Below are 12,384 nucleotides of genomic sequence, written 5' to 3'. Positions count from 1 at the left end.
GGAAACTTTCCGGCCTGGGCACTGGGCTCCGGCGGGGGAGTCAGGCACAATGTGCGCCGTGACCTCGACGACCCCCGCCGCTGCCGCCGACATCACCGCCGAGCTGTCCGCGGACGAACTGCGCCTCATCGAATGGATCGAGGAGCAGGCGAAGGACCGCGGCAACGCCGTCATCAACGTCGCCGGTGACGACGAAGGCGCCGGCTACTGCTTCACCGCCTGCGCCTGGGCGCTGCACCACGTACCGGAGGCCGTCGTGGTCGGGCTGCCCGAGCAGATCGGGCCCGTCCTGCTCGACGCCTACGTCGACCGCGCCGCCAACGGCGAGATCTTCGAGGTCGGCAAGCGCTACGACGACTTCTTCGAGGGCGTCCCGGTCGTCCTCGAGCGCGTCAACAAGGGGCACTACCCCGAGTACTTCGGCACGGCGTTCCTCATCTACCCCGACGGCGACTTCCCGGCCCTGCAGCTGATCGTCGCCACGCCGGAGGGCAAGTTCCCCTGGCACCCGGACGCCCCCGAGGGCTTCGCGCGCTGGCAGCCGGTGCTGACCGAGAGCGGCGACCCCGAGAGCTGGACCCCCGGCGTCGACGGCCCCTAGAACTCCTCCAGGTCGGCGGCCGCTTCCGGATACCGCTGCGCCAGGTCCGCGGCGGGCGCGAACTCGACGCAGTCGTCCGTGTAGGGCGGCACGACGACCGTCCCCAGCAGGCTCCACGCCCCGCGCGTGACGGTCGCCTGCCACGTCCCGGCGGGCACCACGACCTGCGGGCGTTCCCCGGCGGCGACGTCGGTCCCCAGCACCGGCCGCTCCACCGAGCCGTCCGGGTGCAGCAGCAGCATCGCCGCCGGCGCGCCCGCGTGGTGGGCGTACACCTCGACCCGGTCGAGGCGGTGCGGCGCGGAGCGTTCGGGCGCGACGAGCAGGTAGTAGATCGCGGACCCGTCCGCCGAGCGCCAGCTCTGCGCCCACTGCCCCCCTTCGACGGGCAGGGGCTGCAGGCCCAGGTGGGTGACGAAATCCGACGGCTCCGGCATGTCCTCCATCCTGCCGCAGACGCGCCCAGTAGCCTGCAAGCTCGAACTGGTGTTCGCGGCGGGAAGGAAAACGGGTGCGGGTGCTCGGGGTCGACCCCGGTCTGACCAGGTGCGGCCTCGGAGTGGTCGACGGCGGCAAGGGCCGGGCCGTCCGCTGCGTCGCCGTCGACGTCGTGCGGACGCCGGCGGACGCCGACCTGGCCCACCGCCTGCTCGGCATCTCCGACGAGGTCGAGCGGTGGATGGACCGGTACAAGCCGGCCGCGGTGGCGGTCGAGCGCGTCTTCGCCCAGCACAACGTCCGCACCGCGATGGGGACCGCGCAGGCCGGTGGCGTGGTCGCACTGGCCGCCGCGCGCCGGGGCCTGCCGGTCGTGTTCCACACCCCGAGCGAGGTCAAGGCCGCCGTCAGCGGGTCCGGCCGGGCCGACAAGGCCCAGGTCACGGCCATGGTGATGCGGCTGCTCAATCTCGAGGTCGCGCCGCACCCCGCCGACGCCGCGGATGCCCTCGCGCTGGCCATCTGCCACCTCTGGCGGGAGCCGATGCGGGCCCGGCTCGCCGAAGCCGAAGCTCGCGCGGCCGAAATGGCCCGCACGCACAAAGCCCGCCTCGCCGCCGCGGCGAAGCAAGCGAAGAATCCTGGAGCAGCACGATGATCTCGTCGGTACGCGGAGAAGTCCTGTCGGTCGGTCTCGACCACGTCGTGGTCGAGGTCGGCGGGGTCGGCTTCGCCGTGCAGGCCACCCCGGCGACCCTGGCCACCCTGCGCCGCGGCGAAGAAACCCGCCTGCACACCGCCTTGGTCGTGCGCGAGGACTCGCTGACGTTGTTCGGCTTCGCCGACGTGGACGCGCGCGAGCTGTTCGGGCTGCTGCAGACGGTGTCCGGGATCGGGCCGCGGCTCGCGCTGGCCACCCTCGCCGTGCTCGACCCCGACAAGCTGCGCGCCGCGCTGGTGGAAGGCAACATCACCGTGCTCACCTCGGTGCCCGGCATCGGCCGCAAGGGCGCCGAACGCCTCACCCTCGAACTGCGCGACAAGGTCACCGCGCTCGGCTCAGGCGAAGCGCCCGCGGTCACCGCGCCCGGCGCCCTGCGCTCGGAGGTCGTCGAGGCGCTGGCCGGCCTCGGCTTCCCGGCCAAGCAGGCCGAGCAGGCCGTCGACAAGGTCCTCGCCGACGGCGACGGCCACACGACGTCGAGCGTGCTGCGGGCCGCCCTGGCCACCCTCGGCCGGAAGCGGTAGGCGCGGGCATGGAGTATGAAGCCGTGGAGGATGACGAAGCCCTCTCGGCGTGGGCCCAGACCGGCGAAGAGAACGTCGAGGGCACCCTGCGGCCGCGCAAGCTCGACGAGTTCGTCGGCCAGCCGCGCGTGCGCGAGCAGCTGGAGCTGGTGCTGGAGAGTGCGCGCCGCCGCGGCGTGCCGCCGGACCACGTCCTGCTGTCCGGCCCGCCCGGCCTCGGCAAGACGTCGATGGCGATGATCGTCGCGGCCGAGCTCGGCGCGGCCATCCGGATCACCTCCGGCCCGGCCCTGGAACGGGCCGGCGACCTCGCCGCGATGCTGTCCAACCTCGCGCCCGGCGACGTCCTGTTCATCGACGAGATCCACCGGATCGCCCGCCCCGCCGAGGAGATGCTCTACCTGGCGATGGAGGACTTCCGGGTCGACGTCGTCGTCGGCAAGGGCCCCGGCGCCACCAGCATCCCCCTCGAAATCGCGCCGTTCACGCTGGTCGGGGCCACCACCCGGTCCGGCTCGCTGACCGGCCCGCTGCGCGACCGGTTCGGCTTCACCGGCCAGATGGAGTTCTACACCGACGCCGAGCTGGAGCTGGTCGTCCGCCGCGCGGCGACGATCCTCGACATCCCGATCGACCGCGACGGCTGCGCGGAGATCGCCGGCCGCTCGCGGGGCACGCCCCGGATCGCGAACCGGCTGCTGCGGCGCGTCCGCGACTACGCCGAGGTGCGCGCCGACGGCAAGGTGACCCGCGAGGTCGCCCGGGCCGCGCTGGCCGTCTACGACGTCGACGAGCTGGGCCTCGACCGGCTCGACCGGGCCGTGCTCACCGCGCTGACCAGGTCGTTCGGCGGCGGGCCGGTCGGCATCTCGACGCTGGCGGTGGCCGTGGGGGAGGAGGCGACCACCGTGGAAGAGGTGTGCGAGCCCTACCTGGTGCGCGCCGGTATGCTCGCCCGCACCCCGCGCGGCCGCGTCGCTACCGCGACCGCGTGGGAACACCTCGGCATGGTGCCGCCCGCGGACCTCCCGGGGCGCCCGGACCAGGGCGGGCCGCTGCTGTTCGAGCAGGACTGAGCGGCCCGAACCGGCGGGTGGGTGCTGGCGTCCGCGCTGGTACCTGGCACACTTGACAGGAGCACATACCCAAAAACCGGACATTTCGGCTGGGCCCGGTGTCCGTCGAACGGAGAATCATGCAACAGCTATTGCTGCCCCTGCTGCTCGTGCTCGTCCTCGCCGTGCCGCTGGTGATGAGCACGCGGAAGCAGAAGAAGCAGCAGGCCGCGCAGCAGGACCTGCAGAACAGCCTGGCGCCCGGTGACCGCGTGATGACCACCTCGGGTCTCTACGGCACCGTCGCGGACACCTCCGGTGACACGACGATCGACATCGAGATCGCGCCCGGCGTCGTCACCACCTGGCTGCGGCTCGCGGTCCGCGAGAAGGTCGAGCCGGTCGTCGAGACCGAGGAGGACGCCGCCGACGAGGCCGTCGAGACGCCCGCCGAGGAGCCGGCCGTCATCGAGTCCGCCACCGCCGTCAAGACCGAGGAGCCGCCGACCACCGCGCAGGTGGCGCCGCCGCTGGAGCACGGCAAGAAGTAACTTCCGCGGCACTCCTGGGCCGGGCGGGAATCCCGACGAAAGTCGGTGTGGCCTCGCACGCCGGGCTCACGCAGCACCGAGTAGTGTCTCGGTGCTGCGTGCGTGTCCGCCGTCATACCCGTGCCCGGGAGTGAATCGCACACAGTCCCTCCCGGTAACCCTCCGGGCGGGCACCGCAACGTTGGGGTCCACCCCGTCCGAGGAGACCGAAGCACCGTGGCAGCTTCAGCCGGGCATCTCCGCCCGGGACGCTATCTCGCCCTGTTCGCCCTGATCGTGATCGTCCTGTACGCGCTGGTCTTCCTCACCGGCAACCACAAGCCGACCCCGAAACTGGGCATCGACCTGCAGGGCGGCACCCGGGTCACGCTCACCGCCCGCACCCCCGACGGCGGCCAGCCGACGCGGGAGTCCCTGAACCAGGCGCGCCAGATCATCGAGCGCCGCGTCAACGGGATCGGCGTCAGCGGCACCGAGGTCCTCCTCGACGGCAACAACGTCGTCATCACGGTCCCCGGCGAGCAGGGCGACCAGGCGAAGAACCTGGGCAAGACCGCGAAGCTGGGCTTCCGGAAGGTCGTCGCGAACGCCACCCAGCCGGTGGTGCCGCCGCAGACGACCCCGCCGCCGGCCACCGGCACGCCCACCTCGGGGGCGCCGAAGACCTCGGCCCCGCCGTCCTCGGGCGCGCCGACGGCGTCCTCCGGGGCGCCGACCAGCACCAAGTCCGGTGGCGGTGGCGCGCCGGGTGCCGCGCCCGCGCAGCAGCAGACCACCACGCCGGCCCCGCCGAGCAGCAGCACCACGCCGCCGCCCGCCTCGACCCCGGCGCCGGCGCCCTCGGACGGCTCGGTCGACGCGCAGACCGCACAGCAGATCCAGGCCGCCAAGGCGGTCCGCCAGGACCCGAAGCTGATCGGCGCCGACGGCCAGCCGAACCAGGAGCTCGTCGCGAAGGCGATGGCGTCGCTGACCTGCGCGCCGAACGCCAAGGACGCCCTCGAAGGCAACGACGACCCGAAGCTGCCGCTGGTCGCCTGCGGTGACCACAACACCTACAAGTACCTGCTGGAGCCGGAGTTCCTGCCGGGCACCGAGATCGCCGACTCGACCTCGGGCTACGACCAGCAGCGCGGCCAGTGGGTGGTGAACCTCAGCTTCAAGAGCGAGGGCACCAAGATCTGGGCCGACTTCACCTCGAAGAACACCGGCCAGCAGGCGGCGTTCGTGCTCGACACGCAGGTCGTGTCCGCGCCGAACATCCAGGTGGCCATCCTCGACGGCAACACCCAGATCACCGGCAAGTTCACCCAGTCCGAGGCGAAGGACCTCTCGGACATCCTCAAGTACGGCTCGCTGCCGCTGTCGTTCGCGTCCTCGGACGCCACCACGGTGTCGGCGACCCTCGGCCTGGCCTCGCTGCAGGCCGGCCTGATCGCCGGCGGCATCGGCCTGCTGGTGGTCTTCATCTACTGCCTGTTCTACTACCGGCTGCTCGGCGTGCTCACCATCCTGTCGCTGGCCCTGTCCGGCGCGCTGGTGTTCGCGGTGCTGGTGCTGCTCGGCCGCTGGATCGGCTACACGCTGGACCTCGCGGGCATCGCCGGCCTGATCATCGCCATCGGGATCACGGCGGACTCGTTCGTCATCTACTTCGAACGGCTCAAGGACGAAATCCGGGAGGGCCGGACGTTCCGGTCCGCGGTGCCGCGCGGCTGGGTCCGCGCCCGGCGCACCATCCTGGCCTCGGACGCGGTGAGCTTCCTGGCCGCGGCGATCCTGTACGTCATCGCGGTCGGCGACGTCCAGGGCTTCGCGTTCACCCTCGGCATGTCCACGGTGCTCGACCTGGTCGTCGTGTACCTGGTGACGCACCCGCTGGTGGCCATGGTGTCCACGTCCAAGAACGCGTTCCTGTCCAATCCGAGGCACCTGGGCCTCGGCGCCGTGCAGCAACTGGGTTCGCAGCGGAAGAAGGCGGCTTCGGTCGGCCGCGCGAACGTGAAGGAGGCCTGACGTGGGGGTCGAAGAACTGGGCACGGACGCCGACGGCGACGTCAAGGTCGCGGCGAAGCCCGGCAAGAAGGAAAGCGTCTTCCACCGGCTGTACGTGGGCACGGGTGCGTTCGACGTCGTCGGCAAGCGCAAGCGCTGGTACCTCTTCTTCGCGGCGCTGGTGCTGGTGTGCCTCGCCTCGATGATCTTCCGCGGCTTCAACCTCGGCATCGAGTTCGAGGGCGGCACGCAGATCCAGCTGCCCGCCAACGGCATTCACGGCGTGATCACCGAGGACCAGGCCAAGGAGTCGTTCCAGAAGGCCCTCGGCCACCCGGCCGCGGAGGCGCAGAAGGTCGGCACCGGCAACGCGGCGACCATCCAGATCCGCACCGACACGCTGAACGCGGCCGACGTCGCCAAGCTCAAGCAGGGCCTGTTCACCGATCTGGGCCCGAAGGGCACCAACGGCCAGCCCAGCGTCCAGGCCATCAGCGACAGTGCGGTGAGCGCGTCGTGGGGCGGGGAGATCTCGCAGAAGGCGCTGATCGCGCTCGGGGTGTTCCTCGTCGCGGTGGTCATCTTCCTGGCCATCTACTTCGACGGGCGGATGGCACTGGCGGCGCTGATCTCGCTGCTGCACGACATCTTCGTCACCGCGGGGGTGTACTCGCTGGTCGGCTTCGAGGTCACCCCGGCGACCGTGATCGGCCTGCTGACCATCCTCGGGTTCTCGCTGTACGACACGGTGGTGGTGTTCGACAAGGTCCGCGAGAACACGCGCGGCCTGCTCGGGCTGACCCGCCGGACGTACGGCGAGGCCGCGAACCTCGCGCTGAACCAGACCCTGATGCGGTCGTTCAACACGGCGTTCATCGCGCTGCTGCCGATCCTCGGCCTGCTGATCGTCGGGTACGTGCTGCTCGGCTCGGGCACGCTGCAGGACCTGGCGCTGGTGCAGCTCACCGGTACCCTCGTCGGCGTCCTGTCGTCGGTGGCACTGGCGACACCGCTGCTGGTCGACTTCAAGATGCGTGACCCGAAGTACGCGCAGCAGGCCGAGCGGGTCCGCCAGCGGCGCGCCAACCAGGAGCGCAAGGCGGCGGGCGAGGACTTCGACGCCTCGGACGACGACGCCCTGGCGAAGGAACTGCGCAAGGAGAAGGCGTACGCGGCCGCGGCCAGCGTCCCCGCCCGGATCCAGAAGCAGCGCCCGGCTGGGAAGCGGAAGCGCTGACATGCAGCTCGACGACGCCCTCGGCCTGATCGCGGAGGTGCCGGACTTCCCCGAGCCCGGCGTGCTGTTCCGCGACCTGAGCCCGCTGTTCGCGGACGCGGGTGCGTTCAAGGCGGTGACCGACGCGCTGGCGGAGACGCTGCCGTCCGGTGTCGAGGCGCTCGCGGGTGTGGAAGCCCGCGGGTTCCTCCTCGCCGCGGCCGTCGGGTACGCCCGCGGCCTCGGCGTGGTGCTGATCCGCAAGCCGGGCAAGCTCCCGGCGGTGGCGGGCCGCGTCGACTACGCCCTGGAGTACGGCACGGCGACGGTGGAGCTCCCGGCCGGCGTGGTCCGCCCGGGCCAGCGCATCGCGATCCTGGACGACGTCCTGGCCACGGGCGGCACGGTCGCGGCGACGGGCAAGCTCCTGGAGGACGCGGGCGCGGTGGTCGACAGCGTGTCCGTGGTCCTGGAGCTGGCCGCCCTGGGCGGCCGTGAGGTCCTCGCCGCCCGCAAGGTCCACGCCCTCCAGGTCTGCTGACGCCACTCGCCGAGTGCACCGGCGGCGCTCAAACGTCGCGAATGACTCATTCGGGACCTCGGATGTCCCGAATGAGTCATTCGCGACATCGGCGACCGGCCCACGGGAAGAGAACCGGCTGGTGAGCGGGCCCACATGCCCCTGAACGGGCGCACCCGACAGGGCTGCGAGGCGCAACGGCTACCCTGGTGGTCCGAAGGCCGCACGAGCAGCAGGAGGTGCGGGTGAGCCAGGAGCTCGACGCCGCGGTGCCCGCGAAGCAGGGCGCCCAGCAGAACGGGCAGGCGGCGGCAACGCCCGCGCCGCCGAAGCCGAACGGCGCGGCGCCGAACCCGTCCGCCACCCGGCGGGTCCGGGCGCGCCTCGCCCGGCGGATCACCGCCCAGCGCGCCGCCCCGGTCAAGCAGGTCCTCGAACCCCTGGCCGTCATCCACCGCGAGCTCCACCCCAACGCCGACCTCGGCCTGCTCCAGCGCGCCTACGACGTCGCCGAGGAGCTCCACCGCAACCAGCGGCGCAAGTCCGGCGACCCGTACATCACTCACCCGCTCGCCGTCGCCACCATCCTCGCCGAGCTGGGCATGGACACGACCACGCTGGTCGCGGCCCTGCTGCACGACACGGTCGAGGACACCGGGTACGCCGTCGAGAGCCTGAAGGCCGACTTCGGCGAGAAGGTCGCCGAGCTGGTCGACGGCGTCACCAAGCTCGACAAGGTGCAGCTCGGCTCGTCCGCCGAGGCCGAGACCATCCGCAAGATGGTCATCGCGATGGCCAAGGACCCGCGCGTGCTGGTCATCAAGCTCGCCGACCGGCTGCACAACATGCGCACCATGCGCTTCCTGCCGCCGGAGAAGCAGGCCCGCAAGGCCCGCGAGACGCTCGAAGTCCTCGCGCCGCTGGCCCACCGGCTCGGCATGGCCACGGTCAAGTGGGAGCTGGAGGACCTCGCGTTCGCGATCCTGCAGCCCAAGAAGTACGACGAGATCGTCCGACTGGTCGCCGACCGCGCGCCCTCGCGCGACATCTACCTGCGGTCGGTCATCACCGACCTGACCAGCAACCTCGTTTCGTCGCGGATCACCGCGAAGGTCGAGGGCCGCCCCAAGCACTACTACTCGATCCACCAGAAGATGATCGTCCGCGGCCGCGACCTGGACGACATCCACGACCTGGTCGGCGTCCGGATCCTGGTCGAGGACGTCCGCGACTGCTACGCGGCGATGGGTGTCGTGCACGCGCTGTGGCAGCCGGTGCCCGGCCGCTTCAAGGACTACATCGCCCAGCCCCGCTTCGGCGTCTACCAGTCGCTGCACACCACGGTGATCGGCCCGGACGGCAAGCCCCTCGAGGTGCAGATCCGCACCTACGAGATGCACCGCACCGCCGAGTACGGCATCGCCGCGCACTGGCGCTACAAGGAAACCAAGGGCACGCACACCGGCAACGCGATGGACGTCGACGAGATGGCGTGGATGCGCCAGCTCCTCGACTGGCAGCGGGAAGCGGCGGACCCGGGCGACTTCCTCGAATCCCTGCGCTACGAGCTGGCCGCCCGCGAGATCTTCGTCTTCACGCCCAAGGGCGACGTCATCACGCTGCCGGTCGACTCGACGCCGGTCGACTTCGCCTACGCCGTGCACACCGAGGTGGGCCACCGCTGCATCGGCGCCCGCGTCAACGGCCGCCTGGTCGCGCTCGAACGCAAGCTGGAAAACGGCGAAGTCGTCGAGATCTTCACGTCGAAGGCGGAGAACGCGGGCCCGTCGCGCGACTGGCTGCAGTTCGCCGGCTCGCCGAAGGCCCGCGCCAAGATCCGGCAGTGGTTCGCCAAGGAACGCCGCGACGAGGCGATCGAGGGCGGCAAGGAAGCCATCACCAAGGAGATCCGCAAGGTCGGCCTGCCGATCCAGCGGCTCGTCTCCGCGGAGTCCATGGGCGCGGTCGCCACCGAACTGCGCCACGCCGACATCTCGTCGCTGTACGCGGCCGTCGGCGAGGGCCACACCAGCGCGAAGCACGTCGTGCAGCGCCTGGTGGCGCTGATCGGCGGCGTCGACGCGGCGGAGGAGGAGCTCGCCGAGCGGGCGACACCGTCCACGGTGACCCGCCGCCGCGGCTCCAACGACGTCGGCGTGGTCGTCAAGGGCGCCAGCGACGTCTGGGCGAAGCTGGCCCGCTGCTGCACGCCGGTGCCGGGCGACGAGATCCTCGGCTTCGTCACCCGCGGTGGCGGCGTCTCGGTGCACCGCACCGACTGCACGAACGCCGGGGACCTGCAGTCCCAGCCCGAGCGGCTGGTCGAGGTCGAGTGGGCGCCCTCGGCGTCGTCGGTGTTCCTGGTGGCCATCCAGGTCGAGGCGCTCGACCGGCATCGCCTGCTGTCGGACGTGACCAAGGTGCTGGCCGACGAGAAGGTCAACATCCTCTCGGCGTCGGTGACCACTTCCCGGGACAGGGTCGCGGTCAGCCGCTTCTCCTTCGAGATGGGCGACCCGAAGCACCTCGGCCACGTCCTCAAGGTGGTCCGCGGCGTGGAAGGCGTCTACGACGTCTACCGCGTGACGTCGGCTTCCTGAGGGGCCCAGGAGAGGCCGGCGGCCGCAGCGATCCGCTCGCGGGACTCCAGGAGCCGCGCGCGCAACGGCGGCAGGTCGACGTCGAGCAGGCGCCCGTGCCGCTTGACCGCCTTCCCGGCGACGTAGACGCTGTCCACCAGCCCGGGGTGACCGGCGCTGACGATGGTGCGGACCGGGTCGGCGACGGGGAAGACCGAGAGGTCCTCGGCGTCCAGCAGGACGAGGTCGGCGGCCTTGCCGGGGGTGAGGCTGCCGGTGTCGCGGCCGCAGGCCCGGGCGCCGTTCACGGTGGCGCACTCGAGCACGGTCCGCGTCGTCAGGCCGCGATCGGCGGCCAGCGCGGTGCGCATGGCGCCGAACAGGTCGCCGCCGGCGGACAGGCAGTCGTCGACCGACAGCGTCGGGCGGAGGCCGGCGGCGAGCGCCCGGCCGGTGATCAGCGGCTCGAAGCCCATCTTCAGTTCGACGTCCGGGCTGACCGACACCGACGAGCCCGCGTCGGCGAGCATCCTCAGCTGGTCGTCGGACAGGCCGTTGCCGTGCACGACGGTGGTGCGCTCGTCGAGCAGCCCGCGCTCGGCCATCCCGGCGATCGGCCGGTCGCCGTGGCGCCAGCCACCGGTGCCGTGGACGTGCACGCTCACCGGCAGGCCGAGTTCCCGCGCCAGCCGGACGTCGGCGGCGGTCTCGTCCATCGTGGACACCACCGGGCCGCGCAGGCCCAGCACCATGTCCTCGCCCGGCAGCAGTTTCCGCACCCGCCGGATCTCCGGCTCGATGTCCGGGCCGTCGGCGCCGTAGCAGAAGATCGAGTGGCCGGGTGCGTCCTGCAGCCCGGCGATCGCGGCGTCGGCGTTCTCCGGGTGGAGGGCGCAGTGGAACCAGTCGAGCATGGTCGTGACGCCGGAGTTCAGGGCTTCGAGGCGGCCGAGGAGGTTGCCCAGGTAGACGTCGTCGGCCCGGTAGTGCGGTTTGAGCGTGCCGTGCGCGGCGGCACGGTACTGGTCGAACGTCCAGTCCGCGCCCAGGCCGCGGAACGCCGTCTGCCAGGTGTGGCGGTGCGTGTCGACGAACCCGGGCAGCACGATCTTGCCCGTGGCGTCGACGATCTCGGCGTCGGCGTCGAGCGTGGTGCCGATGGCGGCGATCCGGCCGTCCTCGATGAGCACGTCGCCGCGGGGCAGGTCCCCGAGCGCCGGATCCATGCTGACCACCATGCCGCCGCGCAGCAGTGTCTTCATCGGTCTCCTCCAAGAGTTGACGCATCAACTCTGTATGCTACTCCCATGCTGGAGCCGGCGGAGTGGGAGTTCTGGGACACCTGGATGCGGGCCCAGCGGCTGCTCGCCCGCGAGCTCGACCGCGGGCTGCAGCGCGACTGCGGCATCTCGAAGGCCGAGTTCAGCGTGCTGATGACGCTGACCCGGCCGATGCGCGTCGGCGAGCTCGCCGGCGCGCTCGGCTGGGAGAAGAGCCGCGTCGCGCACCTGCTGACGCGGATGGAGAACCGCGGCCTGGTGGCGCGGATCGAGGACGGCGCCACCGGGCGGCGCACCGGCGTCGAGCTGACCGCCGAAGGCCGCCGGGCGGCGGAGAGTGCCGTCCGCGCCCACGGCGCCAACATCCGGCGGCTCGTCTTCGACCGGCTGACGCCGGACCAGGCCGCGGCCATCCGGGCCTGGAGCGAGCAGCTGATCGAGTCCGGCTAGCACAACGCGGCGACCAGCGCGCCCAGCGACGGCAGGGCCTGGGCGAGCGCGCCGCCACGGCCGGAGCCGCGGGGGCGGCTGAGGGCGAGCAGGTCCGAGACGCCGAGGGCGATCCCGGCCAGCAGCATGAACCCGCAGCAGTAGAGCACCAGGACACGGCCGGCGTCCGCGTGACCGGTGTGCAGCAGGACGAGGCCGAGGCCCGGGCCCGCGGCGAGGAAGAGGTTGTAGAACCCGACGTTGACCGACCACAGCCGCGTCGCCGGCAGGTTCGCCGACGGGATGCTGAAGATGCCTTCGTGCACGCCGGGCCGTTCGAACAGCAGCACCTCCCAGGCGAAGGCCAGCAGGTGCACCAGCACGGCCACCCCGGCGAAGACCTGCGCCACGGCGTTCACGGCGTCACCTCGACGCGGAAGGGGATCATGGCGACCACGGTAGGAACCCCGGG

At 71.7% G+C, this 12,384-nt stretch carries 13 protein-coding genes; 10 read left to right on the top strand and 3 right to left on the bottom strand.

The annotated features are described in order from the left end of the window. Positions 1-49 precede the first annotated feature (49 nt). A complete protein-coding gene (locus OO60_RS04925) occupies positions 50-601 on the top strand; it encodes a DUF4262 domain-containing protein (RefSeq protein WP_003077326.1) in 552 nt (183 codons plus the stop codon). Here the strand turns inward: OO60_RS04925 and OO60_RS04920 are convergent. Further along, the gene (locus OO60_RS04920; RefSeq protein WP_003077324.1) at positions 598-1,038 is read right to left on the bottom strand and encodes a cupin domain-containing protein; all 441 of its coding nucleotides are present in this window, start codon (positions 1,036-1,038) and stop codon (positions 598-600) included. The genes OO60_RS04925 and OO60_RS04920 overlap by 4 nt on opposite strands. A gap of 74 nt (positions 1,039-1,112) precedes the next feature. Between OO60_RS04920 and ruvC the strand changes: the two genes are divergently transcribed. From ruvC to OO60_RS04880, 8 genes are all read left to right on the top strand, one after another. After that, on the top strand, positions 1,113-1,697 hold the full coding sequence (gene ruvC, locus OO60_RS04915; protein ID WP_003077321.1) for a crossover junction endodeoxyribonuclease RuvC: 585 nt from the start codon (positions 1,113-1,115) through the stop codon (positions 1,695-1,697). Further along, on the top strand, positions 1,694-2,287 hold the full coding sequence (ruvA, locus tag OO60_RS04910) for a Holliday junction branch migration protein RuvA (protein ID WP_003077318.1): 594 nt from the start codon (positions 1,694-1,696) through the stop codon (positions 2,285-2,287). Before ruvC ends, ruvA begins: the two co-directional genes overlap by 4 nt. 8 nt (positions 2,288-2,295) lie before the next feature. Beyond that, a complete protein-coding gene (gene ruvB, locus OO60_RS04905) occupies positions 2,296-3,363 on the top strand; it encodes a Holliday junction branch migration DNA helicase RuvB (protein WP_003077315.1) in 1,068 nt (355 codons plus the stop codon). 119 nt (positions 3,364-3,482) lie between these two features. After that, a complete protein-coding gene (gene yajC / locus OO60_RS04900; protein WP_033260840.1) occupies positions 3,483-3,893 on the top strand; it encodes a preprotein translocase subunit YajC in 411 nt (136 codons plus the stop codon). 216 nt (positions 3,894-4,109) lie between these two features. Next, positions 4,110-5,909, top strand: coding sequence for a protein translocase subunit SecD (secD, locus tag OO60_RS04895; RefSeq protein ID WP_003077310.1), 1,800 nt, complete (start codon positions 4,110-4,112; stop codon positions 5,907-5,909). A 1-nt stretch (position 5,910) separates the two neighbouring features. Next, positions 5,911-7,125 (top strand): protein translocase subunit SecF, encoded by a 1,215-nt coding sequence (secF, locus tag OO60_RS04890; protein WP_003077306.1) that lies wholly within the window; start codon positions 5,911-5,913, stop codon positions 7,123-7,125. Between the two features lies 1 nt (position 7,126). Beyond that, a complete protein-coding gene (locus tag OO60_RS04885) occupies positions 7,127-7,645 on the top strand; it encodes an adenine phosphoribosyltransferase (RefSeq protein WP_003077303.1) in 519 nt (172 codons plus the stop codon). Between the two features lie 224 nt (positions 7,646-7,869). After that, positions 7,870-10,224, top strand: coding sequence for a RelA/SpoT family protein (locus OO60_RS04880; RefSeq protein ID WP_033260839.1), 2,355 nt, complete (start codon positions 7,870-7,872; stop codon positions 10,222-10,224). Here the strand turns inward: OO60_RS04880 and OO60_RS04875 are convergent. Continuing rightward, on the bottom strand, positions 10,200-11,465 hold the full coding sequence (locus OO60_RS04875; protein WP_003077298.1) for an amidohydrolase family protein: 1,266 nt from the start codon (positions 11,463-11,465) through the stop codon (positions 10,200-10,202). The two genes, OO60_RS04880 and OO60_RS04875, sit on opposite strands and share 25 nt — an antisense overlap. 45 nt (positions 11,466-11,510) lie before the next feature. On the opposite strand from OO60_RS04875, the gene OO60_RS04870 reads away from it, so the two are divergent. Further along, the gene (locus OO60_RS04870; RefSeq protein WP_003077295.1) at positions 11,511-11,933 is read left to right on the top strand and encodes a MarR family winged helix-turn-helix transcriptional regulator; all 423 of its coding nucleotides are present in this window, start codon (positions 11,511-11,513) and stop codon (positions 11,931-11,933) included. On the opposite strand, the gene OO60_RS04865 is transcribed toward OO60_RS04870, so the two are convergent. Then, positions 11,930-12,331 (bottom strand): DUF1304 domain-containing protein, encoded by a 402-nt coding sequence (locus tag OO60_RS04865; RefSeq protein ID WP_003077292.1) that lies wholly within the window; start codon positions 12,329-12,331, stop codon positions 11,930-11,932. The genes OO60_RS04870 and OO60_RS04865 overlap by 4 nt on opposite strands. Positions 12,332-12,384 lie beyond the last annotated feature (53 nt).

It is taken from the genome of Amycolatopsis vancoresmycina, from assembly GCF_000716785.1.
Classification (GTDB): Bacteria; Actinomycetota; Actinomycetes; order Mycobacteriales; family Pseudonocardiaceae; genus Amycolatopsis; species Amycolatopsis vancoresmycina.
This window is presented reverse-complemented; position numbering and strand designations above follow the sequence as displayed.

Excerpts from the sequence above, each read along its gene's own strand:
- OO60_RS04925 (WP_003077326.1), top strand. The coding sequence starts at position 50 with ATGTGCGCCGTGACCTCGACGACCCCCGCCGCTGCCGCCGACATCACC.
- OO60_RS04920 (WP_003077324.1), bottom strand. The coding sequence starts at position 1,038 with ATGCCGGAGCCGTCGGATTTCGTCACCCACCTGGGCCTGCAGCCCCTG.
- ruvA (WP_003077318.1), top strand. The coding sequence starts at position 1,694 with ATGATCTCGTCGGTACGCGGAGAAGTCCTGTCGGTCGGTCTCGACCAC.
- ruvB (WP_003077315.1), top strand. The coding sequence starts at position 2,296 with ATGGAGTATGAAGCCGTGGAGGATGACGAAGCCCTCTCGGCGTGGGCC.
- yajC (WP_033260840.1), top strand. The coding sequence starts at position 3,483 with ATGCAACAGCTATTGCTGCCCCTGCTGCTCGTGCTCGTCCTCGCCGTG.
- OO60_RS04885 (WP_003077303.1), top strand. The coding sequence starts at position 7,127 with ATGCAGCTCGACGACGCCCTCGGCCTGATCGCGGAGGTGCCGGACTTC.
- OO60_RS04875 (WP_003077298.1), bottom strand. The coding sequence starts at position 11,465 with ATGAAGACACTGCTGCGCGGCGGCATGGTGGTCAGCATGGATCCGGCG.
- OO60_RS04870 (WP_003077295.1), top strand. The coding sequence starts at position 11,511 with ATGCTGGAGCCGGCGGAGTGGGAGTTCTGGGACACCTGGATGCGGGCC.